The sequence below is a fragment of the Treponema bryantii genome, assembly GCF_900111035.1.
Classification (GTDB): domain Bacteria; phylum Spirochaetota; class Spirochaetia; order Treponematales; family Treponemataceae; genus Treponema_D; species Treponema_D bryantii_C.
In genome coordinates, this window is sequence record NZ_FOFU01000006.1 from 94759 (window position 1) to 114113 (window position 19355).

The following is a 19355-nucleotide window of genomic DNA, read 5'->3' on the forward strand; positions in this document are numbered from 1 at the left end:
CTTTAGTCAAATTTAATTACTTAAGTATTCCTTAAATTCCGGATATTCCTCTACAAAGGCATTTGCAGCTTCCAGATAATTATCCCAGTTTGAGTAAAAGAGTGGAGTCATACCTGGAATTAAAGAAATATCAGTAACGTTCATATATTCGTATTTAATGTTGTTTTCATCAAAAAACTTTGAAACACTTTCTACATTATTATAAAGTACGTATCCAATAAAAGTTGAACAGACAAAATCATTCAGATAATCATCCTTTTTCTTTCTGTCGACTTTTTTGTTTTTTGCATCTTCAGGATAAATAAGAGTTCCAAACTGTTTGTGATCTTTTGGCGCAAAGAATTTTCTTTTAAGGCTGAATATGGCCAGCTTAAAATTTAGGCTTGGAGCATATTTAATGTCGGTACTGTTTTTATAATGTTCTACAAACTGCTGAGTTTTTTCGAATTCTTCTTCGGTAACTCGTAATCCGTAAGTAATCTGTTCAGATTTAGTTGGATCACAGTTTTTCATATATTTGTTATTTTCCGGAATAGCACATTCTTCTTCGGCAAACTGGTGTTCACCACCAAGGGTCAGACCATAATAACTATCATCTAGAGAAAAATTAATAGCAGCATGACTTAAATCAGGAACTTCTTCTGTTTTTGTCATTTTTATGCCACCTTTCAAAAGATTTGCTACATAAAAAGGATTTTTATAAGCAGGGTTATAGAGTCGGAAAAAGATATATTTAAAACTTCCTTCACATTCTGGAAAAACAACATCATGAGCAACAATAAATGTTGCTTCTTCTGGAGCTCCCGGTTCAATAGCTTCTTTTGCTAAGGAACGAGTTGTTTTACAGCTCTGAAACGATAAAGAGAGGACAAATAATGCAATGAGAGGAAGATAAGTTTTGGAAATCTTTTTAAACATTGATTTCCAGCTTTTTGCCGGTTGGTTGATACTGGTAATAACGTACGCCGGCTGCATTCATTAGTTTCTTAGAAGCTTCCACTGAAGGGGTTCCGTCATATTTATTTTCTGCATAAACTACAGTCTTTATTCCAGACTGAATAATAGCTTTTGCACATTCATTGCATGGGAAAAGTGTTACGTAAATTTTACTGCCTTCAAGAGAACCGCCACGATAGTTAAGAATGGCGTTCAATTCGCTGTGTGTAACATAAGCGTATTTTGTATCGAGGGTGTCGCCTTCGCGTGCCCATGGAAATTCATCATCTGAGCAGCCTCGCGGAAAGCCATTATAACCCATTGAAAGGATTTTATTATCCTGGCCTACAATGCAGGCACCAACCTGTGAGTTTGGATCCTTAGAACGTAAACTGGCAAGTTTTGCAACTCCCATAAAATATTCGTCCCAGGAAATGTAATCATTACGTTTTTGAATAATTTGTCCCATTTTTTTCCTCTCGTAATCTATTATTCCAAAAAATGAAAAAACATACAATCAGATTTAAAAAATGATTATAATGCATTTTCAAAATTATCATTAAAAATTGAGAAAATTACAGATGACTGTGCATCATGAATTTTCTGTCCATAAAAGTTAAATTTATGTCCGTTATTGCGGGCTTCTGTAGCCGCATATTTAATAGCATCATAAGTAACAAGAATAGGCTTGTGATATTGTTTTGTTTTAGATTCTGTTAGAATTGCTATATCAATATCTTTGGAAAGTGAAATTTCAGTCATACGTTCGTTATTTCCGCCTGTTCCAATTACAATATCACCATAGTGAATTCCGATTCCTATTTTAATCTGAGGCATTCCACGTTCTGCAAATTCCTGACGAAGTTCGATCATCTGTTCCTGCATTTCAATTGCACAATTTAAAGCTGCTTCAGAACTTTCCGGGAAAATCGCAATAATTCCGTCACCAAGATATTTTTCAATAATACCATTGTACTTACGGATTAAAGGAGCTACACGACGAAGATAAGAATTCAGCATATCAAATACCTGAATAGGAACAAGTTTTTCGGAAGTAGAAGTGAAGTTTCTGATATCTGCAGAAAGTACTGCAGCTTTAGAAATTTTATATTCACCCAAAGTGATTTCTGTAATATCTTTTTTGCAGAGAAGTTCGAGGAATTCTTTTGGTACAAAACGATAATAGGCTTTATTTGTTTCATTAAGATAATCATGAAGCTCAAAAACTTTGAGATAGTTTTTATTCTGAATATAAGCCAGAAGAATAATCTGCAAGAAAGCGAATTGTGCAAAAGCTGGAATCAGGAAATTGATACCACCAAAAATTTTAATATGATGAATTGCAAGAATATTAAAGGTAGCACCAAGAGCAACAATAACAAGCGATATAATAGAAATTGTTGTAATTACATCCCGTGCTTTAAAGAAGCTGATTATAAAAAGCAGAGAATCAACGGCTATTACAGTGTACATGTAAGTCTGCATGTATGGAACGGTCATATTTGCCTGTCTGATTGGAAGTACTAAATCAAGAATAAAGAAAACAAAACTTGGAGCAGCAATAACCATCGCAGGTATCTTTTTGAAAATAAATTTATTTAAGGTATCAATATAGAGTGTAAGGAAACCTGGTATAAAGAATACAGAAATATATTCTATACGAAGCAGTACAGTAAAAGGAAGATTTGGGAAAATCACTTTAAGAACTGAAAAATCAGCAGTAGCAAGTCTTGTAAATACTGAAAGAATTAAAAGCGAAAGATATAAGGAAGATTTGTCTTTCTTAAGGAAGAAATTCAAAAGACAATAAATGGAAATCATTAAAAGGATGCCGGTAAAAATAGAGTATGAGGTTAATGTACGGAAAAAATAATTTCTATAATAAGATTCTTCATAAAGAATAAGCTTTCCACGTAAACCGCCCTTACGATAAAAATCATTTGAAACAAAGATTGTCAGCGTAACAGTTCCATCATCTCCAGGGATAAAGCGGGCTGTATCAAAGAACTGTTTAGTAATAGTCTGTTCCCATTTCTCCGATGGAACTCCAGACTGATATATCATCTTTTTATCTGCGAAAACAGTAAAGGCATTATAAGCAAGTTTATAGGTAGGAAAAACATATTCTGTACCTGGAGTAAGATTTGTAATTTTAAGACGATATGTTCCGGAACCAAGACCTGTTTTAGTGATTTCATTTATTTCTTTAGAGAGTTGATATTTGTTCCAGTCTGAAGGAGTTGAAACTACAGCGTCTGGTTTTGTTGTATTATCATAAGGAGAAATAAATTTACCCCAATAGAAATCCCAGTTAGATTTTATTTCTACACTAGAATGTTTAAACTCAGAAGGATTTTCTATTTTATAGGTAGAAATTGAAAAATCAGGCAGGCTTTGAGCAGGTAACTGGTTGTAAGAAAAAAGCCCTGAAAGTAAAACTGTTGAAAAAATAAATTTCTTTAATGCTTTCATTACTCTGTCTCCTGTGTTCTTTTAGTTTTTCTCGTAACCTCATAAAGCTGAAGAGGCTTTTCTTTGCCCTTTACATAAATAGCTTCAAGTTCATTAAGTTCAACTTGTAATGTTGATTCCTGGGAAATACGCTTATGCAGTACTTGAGAAATAATGATGTTTTTTCCAAGCTTTTCACAAACAGATTCAATTCGCGATGCAGTATTTACAGTATCTGAAATAACTGTGTCATCGAGACGATTTTCTTCTCCTATTGTTCCGATAATCATTCGGCCATAGTGAATACCAATCCAGGTATTATTTTTTGTACAATCATTGATTTCTAGAGCAGCACGAACGGCATCGGTTTCTGAATTAGGGAAAAGAGCCATAAATCCGCCGCTTAGGAATTTACTTACAAAACCATCATATTTTTTGATGATAGGAGAAACCTGTTTTAGATATTCATTGAAAAGAACAAAATGCTGTTCGAGAGATATATCATCTTTTGAATCATCAAATTTCTGTTTAGAGAACATAATTGTCATTTCAATGTTTGAATAATCTCCAAGTTTTGTTTTGATAATTGATTCTTTATTAAGAAGACGAAGGAATTCTTTTGGAACAAAGCGAAGATAAGCTTCGTTAAGGCGCTGTAATTCCTGAGAAGATTTTTCTGTGTTTTTGTGAATATCATTTTGAATTGCAGCAAGCATAAGAATCTGAATGATTGCAAAAGCAACAAGAAAAATTGGGAAGAAAGAAAAAGGCATCAGATCTTTCTGTTGTGAATAAATGATATCAATAATAGCGCCAAGGAAAAGCATGCTGTAACTTATGCTGTTATATAAAGAATATTTTCTATGTTTAATTAAGTTTGAAATGATAAAGATGATAACGTAAACAGAAATTATTCCCATACCGATTTGCAAAGGTGGAACAAGTCGGCTTGAATAGTAGGCCGGAACAATCAGTGAGGAAATACCAAGTAATAAATCTGCAATTACAAGAAAGTGACGTATGTATTTTTCTTTGAGCCATTTAAAAATAATTACGCGGTTTGGTGAAGGATAAATCTTAAATATCATTTGAATAATTGAAATCGGTGCAATCCATAAAACCGTATATTCAAGTTTAACTTTTACTTCAGATATAAGATTTGGGAAAAGGAATCCGAAAGAACAATAATCAGCAGTTCCGATTCTTAATGCAAAAACAAGAGAGGCGATTCCCAGATAAAAATATTCCCATTTTTTCTTATTGATGAAAAATTGAATTAAATTTAAAAGCGTAATAAATAAAAGACAGCCGATTACAAATTCATTGAAAAGAAGAGTCATATTATTAGTACGCATAACATATCCGAGTTCACCAAAATAAACAGCATCCCAGAGGCCACCTTTTCTATAGAAGTAATTCGATACTAAAAAAACAATTTCAACAGATCCATTTGAGTCAGGGTAAAATTCACAATAAAAGGGAATACTCTGTGAATGAGAAGGATTATAAGCATTAGGCTTTTCGTTAAAGGTAGGTTTTGTCATTGCAAAAGGATCACCAGTTTGTCCAAGAAGCTTTCGGTTAATGTAAAGTGCGCAGGAGGTTGCGGGAGATTCTCTTGTAAGAATTGCATATTTTTTTGCAGGATTCAGATTAGTGCAGATGTATCTGTAACATCCGTAAGTTATGGGAGAAGTTTTTCCAGTATGTAATACTTCAGTATTCCAGGTTCCTGGAACAGAAGACATAAAATCTGCAGGAGTTCCAGAATCTACGAGTTTAAAAGTCTGATCAGGAGTTTTTTCAAGAAAGAGTTCCCATTTGCCGTCCAGTCTTATAAGATTTTTTGTTTCTGGCATAGCGATGGAGTTTTCTGAAGCATAAAGCGATGAAACAGAAAATAAGAATGAATACAAAATCAAAAACAAATGAGGAAAAGATAGTCGTTTATACAAGATGACTCTCCGCTGATTTAAATTTTTAACACTTTATATACAATTATATGTTACTTTTATATATATCGGTAGAAAATTCGACTTATATTTGACAAATGAGAATTCTTTATGTACCCTTTAATAATATGATTTATCAGGAGGATAAAAAAAATGGATGTGAAATTTTATTACTGTACAGTCTGTGGTAAGATTATTGTAGTTGTAAAAGATACCGGAGTGCCTACAGTTTGTTGTGGTGAAAGCATGGTAGAACTTGTTCCAGGAACAACTGATGCTGCTGTTGAAAAGCATGTTCCTGTTGTAAATGTAGAAGGAAATAAAGTAACTGTAAGTGTTGGTTCAGTAGCTCATCCAATGCTTCCAGAGCATTATATTGAGTGGATTGTAATTGCAACAAATAAAGGAATTCAGAAAAAGCAGCTTAAGCCTGGTGATGAACCTAAAGCAGAATTTGCACTTCTTGATGGAGAAAAAGTAGAAGGTGCTTGGGAGTTCTGTAATCTGCATAAACTTTGGAAGTGCTAAATTATTTTACACTGAAATTCAATATGAGTTCTTCGTTACCGCATTGAACGCGGCACGAATGATCGCCACGATTTACCGGAAGTGAAAAGTTAAACGGCCGGTCGATTGTGGCGATTTTTTTTTCATCATAATAAATATCCAGAGTTGATTCTGAACCACCGGTTACTTCAAAAGGGATAGCCTGCTGATTTTTATTGAGACTGCTGTAGAAAAACAGGGAGTCCTGTTTTGGAGTAATAAAGGTAAGCGGTGATAAAGCATATTCAATTAAGCCCTTATCAGGACGAGAACGAAGCCACTGCTGATATTCTGGTGGATAGACGGTTGATATTTCCTTTGAATCTGACAGGGATGTGTGCCAGCTGCAATCTGGAAGTTCTGTGCCATCTTTAACATATTCTGTAACTACCGCCCGGCAGTTTGGACATGCTTTCTGTCCGGAAAGGGAACAGATACGTTCTTTATGCCAGTGTTCCGGTTCAGGGAATGGAGTTGTCGAGTTTTCAATTTTATCGAGAATGTTTTTAGCAATCCAGGCTGGAAGTGAAGATCCTGTTTTTCCAATGACTGTGTTACCGGAAAAATTTCCCATCCATACACCAATCGTAAAATGTTGTGTTGCTCCGAGCGCAATAATATTTTGATATTGATTGGATGTTCCGGTCTTAAAAATTGAAGGGTAGTCGGTTTGAAATGTTTGTGTATAACCAAAACCAAGAGCACGTGCACCTTTATCAGAAAGTATTGATGTAATAATGCGCGATGTATCTGCTGTGTACAACTGATGACCGTTAGTTAGTTGATTGTTATAGTTTAATGGTAAATATGTTCCATCCCTTACAAAGACACTGAAGGCAGGAACGAGTTCCTTTAATGAAACTTCTCCTGCTCCAAGAGCGAGTCCAAGATCTGCTTTAAGGCCTGCATCATTTTCACGAAGAGATTCAAAACCAAGTTCGTAAAGTTTTTCGAGATAAGCTTTTACTCCCAGTTTATTAAGTGTTGAAACGGCCGGAACATTAAGACTGGATGCAAGTGCTATTCGTGTGCGGACAGGACCATTAAACCGGTTGTTGAAATTTTCAGGAATATAAAGTTTTTCATTTCCAAATTCAGTTGGTACATCTGCGAGAACTGTACCTGGCTGGAATATGTTGTTTTCAATAGCGAGTGCATAAAGGAAAGGCTTCATAGAACTTCCGGGCTGATTCTTTACAAGAACACCGTCAATTTGGCCAGAGTTTTCAGAGTCGAAAAAGTCTCCGTTACCGAGCCAGGTAAGTACGGAGCCGTCTGAGTTATCTAATAGCAAAAATGCACCATTTGTGATTCTTGAAGGTCGTGCTTCTTCGAGAGCTTCCCTTAAAAAATCTTCTGCCATTTGAGAGATTTCAAGATTTATGGAAGTAGTAAGTTTATAGGGAAGCTTTTGATTATTCTTTTTAAAATCAGAAGTAACATAATTTATAAAATGAGGAAGCTTAAAAGGATATTTATAAAAATGCGCAGTATGAGCAGCCTGCTCAATTTCTTTTGAGTAAATTTTAAAATGTTCAGGGAATGCAACAGGATTATAAAAAGACGGATTTCTTGGAATTATGGAAAGAACCTGCAGCTGACCTTTATTAAGTTGTGAAAGTTCACAGCCAAAAAAAGAACGTGCTCCTGAAGTTACGCCATAAGAGTTAGCTCCGAAATAAATTGAGTTCAGATAAAGTTCGAGAATCTTTTTTTTGCTGAGTTTTGCTTCTATACGGTAAGCGGTAAAGATGTCGGAGAACTTACGGCGGAAATTTAAAGAGGTGTCCTTGTTTATTGTTTTGGCGAGCTGCATTGAGATGGTCGAGCCGCCGCGGACTATTCTTTTTGACTGATGATTTTGCGAGGCGGCCCGTAAAAGAGAAAACCAGTCTACACCGTGATGAAAATAAAAACGGCGGTCTTCCTGTTTCAGGAAAGCTTTCTGGAGATCTTTAGGAATTTCTTTTAGTGGAGTAAATTCTCTTCGTCCACCGCCCTTAAGCGCCGTTACCTGAATCAGCTCGCCGCGGCGGTCGTAAATCCTGCAACTATATTCCTGCGCCATAAATTCTGTGAGCTCAGGAAACGGAACGAGGCGCAGTACCACAGGAAAAGCAAAGAGAAGGATAAGGATAAGTGCACCCGCACGAATAAGCCGGCGGGAGCACCGTAATTTCTGTAAACGACAGCGAAGCATTCTACTTAATTATAAACAGATATCCATCGCTGCGGCCGAAGGTTTCCGGCTCATACATACATTCACCCTGAACTGGTGGAGTAGGATAAATACCACGGCGTACAGCACGGAATGTAAAATCAAAGAAGTAACGGCCGCTGTGCATTTCATCCCAGAAGAACTGCACTTCGTTATCAGTTATATTCTTGTGACTGATCCAGTTTCGCCAGCCTTGTGAATTATTACTCTGAGCTGCAGAACCTGTTGTTACAAGAGTAGAGTCTAGAATTTCTGCACCAGAAGGAATTGGTGCACGAACTGCTACATATTCTCTTGTGCGGTTGGTCTGTACAAAAACCTTAGCCTTGTAAAGTTTGCCGCTTTCAAGAGTTACATCACAGGTGTCTTTTGATATATTTATAAGTTCACCAGTTTCAAAATCTGTGATTTCATAAGTAATAATCAAACCTTCATCGCGTGCGGCCTGTGCTTCATCTGGAAGGGCGTATCTCATTTCTACAGTATAGAATAAGTAACCGTCGCCATCCTTTTCAAATACAAGTGGTATAGCCTTATCGCGTGAAAGCGAAGAGATAAAATCATCTTCAAAAGGCAGGCTCAAAGTTTTAGGTTTGGCTGCTGCGCCCTTAAAACTTTCTTTCATGAGCTGACGACCATTGAGTGAAGCTGTAGCAGTATAGTCTGTAGAATCGAGATCGCGCTTTTGAATGTAGGTATAAATTGATTCAAGCACAGCAGAAGTTGTAATTGTATTCTGCCAGTAACCACGAGACTGTTTTTTCAAAAGTGTATAAATCAATTTGTCTACAAGATTGTCGTTCGGATTCTCTGATACAAAAGCAGAGAGGATTGCTGCATACTGAACTGTTTCATTCTGATAGCAGAACCAGTAACCTGTTTTTGCTTTTTTCGAGAGGGTGACACTACGCTGATCTGGCTGCAGGTATGGACGGATTTTCTTGTTGATGATTTTTGCCTTTTCTGTATCTGCAGCTTTACCTGAATTCTGATAAGCTAACGAAAGGTAGGCAAGTGAATCAAGAGTAAGTTCATCTGCTCTGCCATAAAGTGCTTCACGAACTGAATTGAGGGAAGTATCATTCAGCAGACTGTAAACATAGCAGGCAAAAGCCATATCGTAATCATAGAAGTTCGAATTAGTAACATGAGATTTATAATCGAGAATTCTATCATAAACATATTTTGAAAGTTTCTTTACATTGATAGGAATATCTTCTGGTGTATAACCCCGCTGCATTGCAAGTGCATAGATGTATAAAATACGCATGCTTACAAATGAAGAAGAATAGTATGAATCCGGCCAGTAACCAAAGCCTCCATCTTCATGCTGATAATCCTTCCATTTTTTTGTAAAGCTTGTGACACAGTCTTTTATGTTCAGTAGTTTTGAATTCATACCAAAGACATCTATGTATTCGCCGAAACAGACTAACGGTAGTATGCGTGAACTTTGCTGCTCAAGACAACCATAAGGATAATCAAAGAGATAATTAACTGAACTGCCAAGTACACCAAGTCGTGTAGCATCAAGAGTAAACTTAAGATCTCCCCGGCCTTCTTTTGCAAAACCAGGAATTATCAGAGATTCTTTTTCAAGACCTTTACTTCCATCAGAAATGGTTCCGGTCATAGTAACGGTTTCATATACAAAGGTCTTTTCAATACGAATCGGTGAAATGAGTTTTTCATTCAGAATATCAGATTTAATTGTATAAACAAGATTTACTGTTCCTTCTGTCTGAGCTGCAACATCAAAATAAACTACGCTGGACTGTCCAGAGGCAATATAAACTGTGTGAGAACTCTCGCCATCAACAAAACCTTTTCCAGGAATTGTTTTGCGGCCCTCAAGAATATCCTGTGCAGTATCTTTATCTGGAGAAAGCACTTCAAGGCTTACGGTTACGTTCTGTCCGTTTTTATCAAGGTTTGTAATGAGAACTCCACATTCTGCAGTATCGCGTTCACGGAGACGACGTGGCTGAACCTGCTGAATATTTATTGGGTTCTGAACCTTAACCTCTTCTTCCTGTAAAGCAAACAAATCATCTTTTACACCAAAGGCAGTAATACGATAAGTTGTAAGGCTGTCTGGCATTTTAAAGGTAACGGTTGCTTCACCATTTTTATCGGTTACAAGAACAGGTTCAAAGAAAGCTGTCGGGCGGAAATCTTTTCGTTCGTCTTCCTTTTCTGCGTCTTCTGCAAGTGCGTCTCCACCCATCAGATTTTTAACACTGTAAGTTACAGGGTCCATAAGATAAGCACGTGAGTCTCCGCCATAAACTCTGAGAGGGAAATTTTCTTTGCTATAGAAGAAATCGATTGGATTTGGAACATGATAATTTATAAGGTCGAGAACTCCACGATCTACGGCCATAGCTGTAAGTTCAGCGCCTTCATAAGGTTTTCCGCCTTTTGTTGCTGTGAACTTAATTGTTGCCATATCTCCAGGTTTGTAGCTTGGCTTATCACATTCAACTTTAACAGAGAAAGAACGTACATAAGGATTTACGAGAATAGGTGTAACTCCATAGTAGCCCTTCGGTTTGTCGAGGTCTGGTTCTCCATAATTATGTGTTGGTGCGCCATGGCGTTCTGAGTAAGAAGAAACTGAAAGATAAACAACAGGTACGTAATTTCCAGCAACTGGAATATCGAGGACTTCGGCTCCGTTTTCAAAGTGACGGATTTCTTCTGTAAAGATTCCTTCACGTTCAACTGTAATCAGATAGTCGCCGGCTGGAAGCGGGCTTTCAAGAAGTACGTGGGCAGTTTCTCCCGGATTATACTGAGACTTATCTGGAGTAAGTTTAAGTGAATTTGAATTGTACTGATCGAACCAGCTTGAGCCGCTTCCTGTAACATAGAATTCACTCTTACAGATTACTTTTCCACCGCGGTTGTCTTTTCCAGTGAGTGTGAGTGTGTACCAGCCGCTTGTATTTGGAGTAATATTGATGATTCCTTTTGCAAGGGCTTTAAGTTCTCCGCTGGCATCTTCTACATCTGAACGTTCATAACGTGTATAGATTGTGTCGTCAACGCTCTGTTCATGAACCATTGTCCAGACTTCATGAGAAAGTGAATATTCAAGTGATGAAACTTTTAGAGGTACATCACTTTCCTTCATGAGTTTTCCTTCTGGTGTTACGAGGATATAAGGAATATCAAGTTTTGTTCCAGATTTTGCAAAGCCGTTGATATTCTGTGCTTTACCAATACCAGCATAGAATTGAGCAGCATTAACAAAAATATCATTTGAAGCTGCAATTCTTTGATTTGAAATATCTGTAACTGCTGATTCAACATGGTAGATATAAGGAGCACCATCTGTAATCTTTTCTGATTCACAAATGAGAGCGGCTGTACCGTCTACACCAAGAGCACCTGTATCATTTGAATAATAAATTCTGTCTGGATAAACTCCTGTATAGAATGAATAACCTTTTGCTTCCGGCTCTGAGGTTTTAAAAGTTGTTGCCTGCTTATACCATGAAATATCATATTTGGCTCCGCTAAGAGAACCTCCGGCAAGATAGTCTGCAGAAAGGTTTGCGGTGAGTTTATCGCCACTGAAATATGTGATTTCTGGAATTGTAATTGATGACTCAAATTTTACACGTTCAAAATCAGCAATTGTAAATCGGATTGTTGCTGTTTCTTTTGAATCGCCTTCGCGTGAATAAACAAGACTATAAATACCGCGTTCTATATCATCAGGAATTTTGAATGAACCATAGAAGCCTCCGGTTTCTGAAAGCTGTCCTGCAATTGGTTCAATGATTTCTTTTGAGTTCCACCATGATCCTTTTGCTGTAATTGAGTACCAGCCGCTGTGAGGAGTAAATGAACCGAGCAGCTGATCGCGGTCGATTCCACGGAAGGTAACAATTTCTCCCGGACGGTAAATTCCGCGGTCTACAAACATAAAGGTTCTCTGCTGAGGAGTACGTGCTCTGTCCATAGAACCTGTATTTACTCCAGCACGCCAGGTGTTATGAGAAGAAGGAGCAAAGGCAGCCTTATCTTTGCCATTTACAACATAAACAAAAGCATTACGGTTATCACTCTGAATGTTTTTAATCTGTTTTTCATCGTAGGTAATAACTGCAAGACCATTCTTATCTGTCTGGCCTTTTGCAATCATCTTGTCATAGGTTGATTCATCTCCGTACACAAAAATCTTCTTTGGTACATATGAGCCGTCAACCCAGGTCTGATAATCATTTAAATTATGAACAATATAAACTTCGGCGTTCTCAACTGGTTTTCCGGTTGAAAGACTTCGTACCATTACTACAGCTTTGTTAATAGACATTCGCGCTGTAATACCAAGGTCTGTTACCTGAACAACACCGCTCATAGAAGAAGTTTCATCTTCATATTTTTCTCGCCAGTAGTTGTATTCTTTATATTTTGCAGTACTTTCAAAGCTGACAAAGCCATAGCCGTCATCAAGGTATGGCTCTAAATCGAGCTCCTGAAAATTACGCTGATTCTTTTTACCCAGGTCGAAAAGCTTGGAGTAAGATTTGTCTTTATTAAAGGCATAATATCCGTTTCCAGCAGGGCGGTCAGTTTTCTGAAGCGCATAAGTTCCCGAAATAAGATTCTGATGTTCAAAAATCATTTTGTGAGGGAATTGTGCTTCGAGCATTGTAGTGCCATGATTCTGATATCTTACATAAGCCTTTACTTCTGGTGTCTTAAATTTATATGTTGCTTTTTTAAGTGAAAGATTCTGACCGTATTTATCTTTAATTTCTGAATTAAAGGTGATTGTATGTTCCTGTTTATAGTCAAAAGGAAGATTACAGATTTTAACTGAACGGCCGTTTATTACAATGTTTTCTTCTTTGAGCGGAAGATTATTATCATAAGTAATATTGTTTATGAGGGTCTGTTTATCTGGAACCTGAGAGAAATAAACTGAAAGAGGCCAGGTGTATTTTGCAGAAGAATATTCTGTCATTTCACCAACTTCTTCTATTGTAAAGGTCATGAGTGTATTGTAGCTTTCTGATTTTCCGTTTGTATTTATTACTTCAACCAGTGCGTTATGAGGAACATCACTTTTGATTTCTACAAGATAGGTATTTGTGCGGCCTGCTGCTTCATCAAAATCTGCATGGTTAGACCACATATGGAAAATGTCCTTGTAAACAGGCTGAATGTCGCAAATAACGGATGTACCATCTACTAAAACAGTGAGGTTCTGTTTAATTGCTGAGAGTGTGGTTGTATAATTTGTGCGCATAACAAAGCGGTTTTCATAAGGAGGAAGAGCTCCGGTATTCCAGTTATATGCACAGTCGCTGTCTTTAATATATCCACCCCAAAGGTTGATTACTTCAACCGGTTCTGCCTGAGTTGTAAAGGCTGTATCACCTGTAAGTTTTTTTCCATCTGGAGTTTTAATAGAAGGATTTATTTTGATTGTATATTGAATTGTAGGATCGGCTGGAATATCTGATTCAAAGCTGAGATGTTTTGTTCCATACCAGCGGAATACTCCAGGGAGAGCAGGTTCAATAGTCATTATGTCTGAAGTAGACTGAGGTTTGTCTAAGGCCTGAAGAGAACGGACAGGGCGTGAGAAAATTACATAGAAAGATGGATGATTTTCACCTGCAACGATTTTTCCCTGAGGACCCCAGTCTTCTATATAGAACTCTTTTGTATTATCGTCTTCTTCCAGTTCATCGTTTGGTTTGTAATCCTGAAGGTTTGCTTTTTTAGTCATGTATTTTGTGACGTAGTCTGCAAGCTTTCTGATTCCTGGAATATAAGATTTACTTTCTTCAGTTTTATCTGCAGTTTTTTTCTTTGATTTTTTAGAATCTTCTGCAGGGGCAAAAGCTGAATCAGGATATTCAGGAGTATAATCCAATGTGAAGAATTTTTTGATTGAATCATAATCTACCTGATTGGTACTATCTGTGTTCAGACTAAGAGAATTCCTTTCCTTATACTCAGGAGAGCCCTGGGAAGAGATATCTGATTTAGACATCAGGGAATCTGAACTTTGTGCCTGTGCTTTTTTACAACTACCGAACGTTAGGATAGCTGAAACAGCAGCCAAAAAGAGAAAACTGGATTTTTTCATAACAACCTCTGACTTTTTATATGGTTTCAATATTTGTTTCGATTTTTGCGGCCTGCTTCATACGGGCCTTTTCTTTATACATAGCTTTATCTGCATAAGCTATTAGTTCTTCAACTCCGTTTCCATTTGTAGGATAAACTGCAAGACCAACTGAAGCTGAAATATCTGCAAGTACATGGGCAGAAAGCTTAGCGGGAACATTTAAAACGGTTCTTATTCGTTCAACGGTAGATTGATAATCTGTACCGGTATTTTTTCCTCTGAAGATGATTATAAATTCATCGCCGCCAAAGCGGGCTGTAATATCTTCTGGGCGGACAGATTCCATAAGACGTTTTGCGACTTTAGCAAGCGCGGTATCGCCAACGGTGTGGCCGAATCTGTCATTTATCTGTTTGAAATTATTCATATCTATAAAACACACAGCAACCTGGCTTCCGTTACGTTTTGCATAATCAATTTCTTTTTTTAGTGTGAAAATTGCTGTTTGTTTTGTATAAAGACCAGTAAGCTGATCTAATGTTGCAACCTGTGCAAGACGAATATTGCTTTGACGGAGTTTTAAGAAAAGCAGGGTTAGAATTGTAAAGGCACAAATCAAAAGAAGAGAAAGGGTAGTTAGAACGATTACAAGATGTATGTTTACCCAGAAGCTTTTTGGGGCAATTGCAAGTTCCCAGTGTGCGTTAGGCATATCAATGCGAACGCTGATTGGTTTATGAAGTTTTCCGAGGTCGGTTCCGTAAATATGGGTACGATTTCCTGTAACATCACTTATTTTATAAATTGAATAAACATAATCGCGGCTTTCCATTGTAGAAATATTCATTGTTTCAATTATTCTAGAAACACGAACTACTACATTTACAAAACCCCAGAACTGTGTTTTCTGATCATCCAGAAAAACAGGAAGACGACCGATAAATCCGTCTCCACCCTGTATAAGAGGATATGGACCGCCTATTGTCATTATGCCGCTGGCTTTTGTTTTATAGGCTTCATCGACGCGTTTTTCATCTTCAAAAAGATTATGGCCAAGGACTTTTTCGTTACCTTGCAGCGGGTAAACTGAAGAAACAATTCCATTGGGTGCAAGCTGAACACAATCTGCTGCGGGAAAATCCGGGAGAATGCGGGCTGCCATTTCTTCAAAATTCTTCTGATTGGCTTCATCAAGCATTACCAGGGAAGCAAATATTCCATTTATCTGAAAGGTGTGAATACAGTTGCGTTCAATTTCTGAGGAACATAATGCTGCAAGATTATAAGCTTCGAGTTTTCTGGATCGTACGGAGCCAAAGGATTCGTAAATACTTATGTCAGTAAAAATCAAAAGCAGAATAAGGAAAACAGCAATAACAAAGATTAAATCCTTTTTCATCAGACGGCTGAGCGTGGAAATATCATAAGATTTTGTTTCTGAACTGTTATGTCCCATAACATATCATTATAAATGCAAATAAAGTTTTCTGCTATGAATTTATTTATAGATGATATTTGAAAGAAATTCGCTTGATTCTTTGATTATGTCGGGATGTGAGGCTGCGTAGTCGAGAATTTGCTGGCCGAGACCTGATTCTGCAAGTTCGCGGACGCGTTCAAGCGGAACCTTATTGATTGCAGGGCAGGTTGGAGTGAGGGCAACGGCTAGTTTTTTGGAATTGTCGGGCTCGGAGTGCTGAACTGCACGGAGCGGCCAGATTTTGCAGTCAAAGGGTTTGAGTTCTGGCGGAAGTGCGCAGCCGTGGTTTGGGTCGAGGAAGGGGCAGAGTGCTTCTTCTTCGGGGTCTTGTGTTTTGTATGCGTCGGAAATGTCGAAGGTGTAAGAATGGCCGCTATTTCCTGCAGGGCGGAATTTAGCTGACGGATAGAGCTCCTGAAGCTTTTTCATGGTTTCTTCGTCAAAAATCGGGGTTTCCCAGAGGCTCTGGCGGCGGAAGCTGCAGCAGAATTTGCAGGCTGCGCAGGTGGATTTTGCGAGGATTGAAGTTAACATATGAAACCTCCGGGGGCGTTGCGGGGGAGGCCCCCGCTGGAAGGGTAGGACGCAATGAAATGCGGCCGAAGGGAGGGGCTCCTCCCTCCTATTCGATTATACCGTAAAATTTTTCGAGAATCATCGTTGGCTTATAAGAAAGCTTTGCCTTACGCAAGCCTTCTACGCCCATGTCTTCTTCGCGATTAATATATAGAAAATCCTGACAACGGCGGGCAAACTGCTGGTTTATTACCGCGTAGGCACCATTTTTCTCGAATTCGCCAAAGGATTTTTCGTAAATTACATCAATAACATCATCAGAAATTGGTGCGGCAAGGGTCATAGCGGCAGGCTCCCCGTTGATATAAAGAACGCCGCCACGTAATCCCAAAAGTTCTGCATTTTCTAGCGCGAGCTCAATACTCTGCTGTTCAAGCTGAAGAATCTGGTCTGATTCACCGTGTTTTTCTGCAAACCATTTATGAGAAACCTGAAGAATATCAGCAGCAATATCATTTTCCGGGAAGGCCTTAAACTCCCAGTTTTCGCCGTAAGTACGTTTGAATCGCGAAATATGATTTCGCTTTTTCTGATAATGCGAACCTGGAAGTTCAGCAAGATTTTCACGCAGATAAACATAATCACAGTCATCGCGGTTAGTTTTCCAGTCAGCGCTAAGGTGTGGAAAATCAGTAGCAAAACATGCATCGAGCTGATTTTTCTGTTCCTGAGTCAAAATACAAAAACTCAAGGGGCGATTCTGCGAATGTGCATCATCAATTAATACATTTATGGCGTCTGAAAGCCAGTTTTCCGACTTATCTGCTGATTTTATAGGAATCGGAAATCCATATCCGGTTCGATTTTCATCACCATAATAATATCGGATTAAAATACCATTTTTAATTTTGAGTTCAGTATTGTACTTAGTCTGCAGTAAAAAAAGATTCGCAATGCAAGAATCGCTGCCGTACAAATTTGAAGTATCAAGGTTATTTCTCAAATACTCAAAATCAAGAAGATTCATATACATAGAAGTTACTGATATAGAATAACAAAAACAAGTTAAAAAGTCTAAATAAATTGTACAAAATCAATTAAAACAAGATTTTTAACTTTCCCCCCTTTACCACCAAATCAAATCCCATTAGTTCCAATTTTTACAAGTACAAAATTCATAACAAAACTATAGTTAGTCTATCAGAAAGAAAAGCAGGAGATGCAATATGGAAACTGAAAGAATAACAGAACATCCAATATTAGGGGTTCCTGAAAAAGGTGCTCTGGTGACATTTACTTTAGATGGTAATGAAATGCAGGGGTACGAAGGGGAACCTATTGCTGCTGCTTTACGAGCCGCAGGAATTCTTAAACATCGCGAAACTTCAAAACAGCATAAACCACGAGGAATTTTCTGTGCAATTGGAAGATGTACAGATTGCGTAATGGTTGTTGATGGTGTTCCAAATACACGAACTTGTATAACTCCATTAAAAGCAGGAATGAAAGTGCAGACACAATATGGTTGTTCTGCTGAAAAAACTTGGTAAGGCAAGCAGGAGATGTATTATGGAAAGATATAATTTAATAGTAGTAGGCGCAGGTCCTGCCGGACTTAGTGCTGCAATAGAATCGGCAAAGCGTGGAATGTCTGTAATGGTTTTTGATGAAAATCATAAACCCGGAGGACAGCTTTTTAAGCAGATTCACAAGTTCTTTGGTTCAAAAGAGCATAAAGCAAAAATCAGGGGATTTAATATTGGAACAGAACTTCTTAAGGAAGCTTCTGATGCAGGTGTTCAGGTAAAGCTTAATGCGACTGTTATTGGAATCTTTGAAAATAAGGAAGTTACTGTTAATCACGATGGAGCGGTACATCATTACAAGGCAGATAGCGTAATTATTGCAACTGGTGCAGCAGAAAATATGGTTCCATTTGAAGGCTGGACTTTGCCGGGAGTAATTGGTGCCGGTGCTGCTCAAACAATGATGAATCTTCATGGTGTAAAGCCTGGAAAAAAGATTTTTATGCTTGGAAGTGGAAACGTTGGTCTGGTAGTAAGTTTTCAGCTTCTTCAGGCTGGCTGCGAAGTTGTCGCACTTGTTGATGCGGCTCCTAGAATTGGCGGTTATGGTGTTCATGCGGCAAAGGTTGCTCGTACAGGAGTTCCTTTCTATCTTGGTTATACAATCAAAAAGGTTATTGGTACTGAAAAGGTTGAAGGTGTAATTATTGGCAAGGTTGATGAACACTTCAAAATTATTCCTGGAACAGAAATAGAATTAGATGTTGATACAGTCTGCGTTGCAGTTGGTTTGTCTCCGATGAGTCAGTTATTAAAAATGTCTGGCTGCAAAATGGAAGATAATCCTAGACGTGGCGGCCAGGTTCCAATTGTTGATGAATATGGCGAAACTTCTGTTCCTTGTTTATTTGCAGCAGGAGATGTAAGTGGAATAGAAGAAGCAAGTTCAGCCATGATTAAAGGAAGAATGGCAGGACTCAGGGCAGCCTACAAGCTTGGCTTTACAGAAGAAAAGGTTATGACAGAAACAGAAACTGTCTATGCAAAAGATTTGGACAGTTTGCGTCAGGGAATGTTTGCTCCAGCTAACCGTGGCAAGCTGATTGAAAAAACTGATGAAGGAATACCAACTTCAATGAATCTTTTAACTAAGGGCTTTGTTGCAGAAGATGAAATTGAAAGATATCCGGGAGTAACCCATCAGAAGGGAATTCATCCGGTAATTGAATGTACACAGAATATTCCTTGTAACCCATGTCAGGATGCATGTAAGAAAAATTGCATTAAGATTGGTTCCTGTATTACAGCACTTCCTGTTGTTACTCCAGATAATTGTGGATGTACAGGCTGCGGTATGTGTGTAGCATCATGTTCCGGACAGGCAATATTCCTTGTTCATGAAGATTTTGAACCTGGATTTACAAGTATAACCCTTCCTTACGAATTCCTGCCGCTTCCAGAAAAGGGAACTGTTGGAAAGGCTTTGAGTAGAAGTGGTGAAGCTTTATGTGATGCAGAGATTGTTGGAGTAAGAAGTGCAGGAGCTTTTGATCATACTCATCTTCTTACAATGAAAGTTCCAAATGAATATGGATATAAGGCTCGCTTCTGGCGCCTGGAAAAATAAAAAGGAGAC

At 38.0% G+C, this 19355-nt stretch carries 12 protein-coding genes; 3 read left to right on the forward strand and 9 right to left on the reverse strand.

Annotated features, from left to right (window positions below):
- Positions 1–12 precede the first annotated feature (12 nt).
- From BMY21_RS11055 to BMY21_RS11070, 4 genes are all read right to left on the reverse strand, one after another.
- A complete protein-coding gene (locus BMY21_RS11055; protein WP_074644128.1) occupies positions 13–918 on the reverse strand; it encodes a hypothetical protein in 906 nt (301 codons plus the stop codon).
- A complete protein-coding gene (locus tag BMY21_RS11060) occupies positions 911–1405 on the reverse strand; it encodes a deoxycytidylate deaminase (protein ID WP_074644130.1) in 495 nt (164 codons plus the stop codon). The genes BMY21_RS11055 and BMY21_RS11060 overlap by 8 nt, the downstream gene beginning before the upstream one ends.
- A 65-nt stretch (positions 1406–1470) precedes the next feature.
- Positions 1471–3408 (reverse strand): adenylate/guanylate cyclase domain-containing protein, encoded by a 1938-nt coding sequence (locus BMY21_RS11065; RefSeq protein WP_074644132.1) that lies wholly within the window; start codon positions 3406–3408, stop codon positions 1471–1473.
- The gene (locus tag BMY21_RS11070; protein WP_143064217.1) at positions 3408–5342 is read right to left on the reverse strand and encodes an adenylate/guanylate cyclase domain-containing protein; all 1935 of its coding nucleotides are present in this window, start codon (positions 5340–5342) and stop codon (positions 3408–3410) included. Before BMY21_RS11070 ends, BMY21_RS11065 begins: the two co-directional genes overlap by 1 nt.
- A gap of 150 nt (positions 5343–5492) precedes the next feature.
- On the opposite strand from BMY21_RS11070, the gene BMY21_RS11075 reads away from it, so the two are divergent.
- Entirely contained in the window at positions 5493–5867 is a 375-nt protein-coding gene (locus BMY21_RS11075; protein WP_074644138.1) for a desulfoferrodoxin family protein, read from the forward strand.
- 1 nt (position 5868) lies between these two features.
- Here the strand turns inward: BMY21_RS11075 and BMY21_RS11080 are convergent, their stop codons facing one another.
- From BMY21_RS11080 to BMY21_RS11100, 5 genes are all read right to left on the reverse strand, one after another.
- On the reverse strand, positions 5869–8085 hold the full coding sequence (locus BMY21_RS11080; protein WP_074644140.1) for a transglycosylase domain-containing protein: 2217 nt from the start codon (positions 8083–8085) through the stop codon (positions 5869–5871).
- A gap of 1 nt (position 8086) precedes the next feature.
- Positions 8087–14215 carry an alpha-2-macroglobulin family protein gene (locus BMY21_RS11085; protein ID WP_074644143.1) on the reverse strand — a complete coding sequence of 2043 codons (6129 nt, stop codon included), beginning with the start codon at positions 14213–14215 and terminating at the stop codon, positions 8087–8089.
- A 16-nt stretch (positions 14216–14231) separates the two neighbouring features.
- Positions 14232–15653 (reverse strand): sensor domain-containing diguanylate cyclase, encoded by a 1422-nt coding sequence (locus BMY21_RS11090; protein ID WP_074644146.1) that lies wholly within the window; start codon positions 15651–15653, stop codon positions 14232–14234.
- Positions 15654–15695: 42 nt separating this feature from the next.
- Positions 15696–16211, reverse strand: a complete 516-nt coding sequence (locus BMY21_RS11095) for a hypothetical protein (RefSeq protein ID WP_074644148.1) — start codon at positions 16209–16211, stop codon at positions 15696–15698.
- Positions 16212–16299: 88 nt separating this feature from the next.
- Positions 16300–17226 (reverse strand): DUF2156 domain-containing protein, encoded by a 927-nt coding sequence (locus BMY21_RS11100; protein ID WP_074644150.1) that lies wholly within the window; start codon positions 17224–17226, stop codon positions 16300–16302.
- A 193-nt stretch (positions 17227–17419) separates the two neighbouring features.
- On the opposite strand from BMY21_RS11100, the gene BMY21_RS11105 reads away from it, so the two are divergent.
- Both BMY21_RS11105 and BMY21_RS11110 read left to right on the forward strand, forming a co-directional pair.
- Positions 17420–17743, forward strand: a complete 324-nt coding sequence (locus tag BMY21_RS11105) for a (2Fe-2S)-binding protein (RefSeq protein WP_074644152.1) — start codon at positions 17420–17422, stop codon at positions 17741–17743.
- Positions 17744–17762: 19 nt separating this feature from the next.
- Positions 17763–19346 carry an FAD-dependent oxidoreductase gene (locus BMY21_RS11110; protein ID WP_074644154.1) on the forward strand — a complete coding sequence of 528 codons (1584 nt, stop codon included), beginning with the start codon at positions 17763–17765 and terminating at the stop codon, positions 19344–19346.
- The last annotated feature ends 9 nt before the right edge of the window (positions 19347–19355 follow it).

Bases quoted from the DNA above. Each gene is read 5' to 3' on its own strand.
- BMY21_RS11055 (WP_074644128.1), bottom strand. From the start codon at position 918: ATGTTTAAAAAGATTTCCAAAACTTATCTTCCTCTCATTGCATTATTT.
- BMY21_RS11060 (WP_074644130.1), bottom strand. From the start codon at position 1,405: ATGGGACAAATTATTCAAAAACGTAATGATTACATTTCCTGGGACGAA.
- BMY21_RS11065 (WP_074644132.1), bottom strand. From the start codon at position 3,408: ATGAAAGCATTAAAGAAATTTATTTTTTCAACAGTTTTACTTTCAGGG.
- BMY21_RS11075 (WP_074644138.1), top strand. From the start codon at position 5,493: ATGGATGTGAAATTTTATTACTGTACAGTCTGTGGTAAGATTATTGTA.
- BMY21_RS11080 (WP_074644140.1), bottom strand. From the start codon at position 8,085: ATGCTTCGCTGTCGTTTACAGAAATTACGGTGCTCCCGCCGGCTTATT.
- BMY21_RS11085 (WP_074644143.1), bottom strand. From the start codon at position 14,215: ATGAAAAAATCCAGTTTTCTCTTTTTGGCTGCTGTTTCAGCTATCCTA.
- BMY21_RS11090 (WP_074644146.1), bottom strand. From the start codon at position 15,653: ATGGGACATAACAGTTCAGAAACAAAATCTTATGATATTTCCACGCTC.
- BMY21_RS11095 (WP_074644148.1), bottom strand. From the start codon at position 16,211: ATGTTAACTTCAATCCTCGCAAAATCCACCTGCGCAGCCTGCAAATTC.
- BMY21_RS11100 (WP_074644150.1), bottom strand. From the start codon at position 17,226: ATGTATATGAATCTTCTTGATTTTGAGTATTTGAGAAATAACCTTGAT.
- BMY21_RS11105 (WP_074644152.1), top strand. From the start codon at position 17,420: ATGGAAACTGAAAGAATAACAGAACATCCAATATTAGGGGTTCCTGAA.
- BMY21_RS11110 (WP_074644154.1), top strand. From the start codon at position 17,763: ATGGAAAGATATAATTTAATAGTAGTAGGCGCAGGTCCTGCCGGACTT.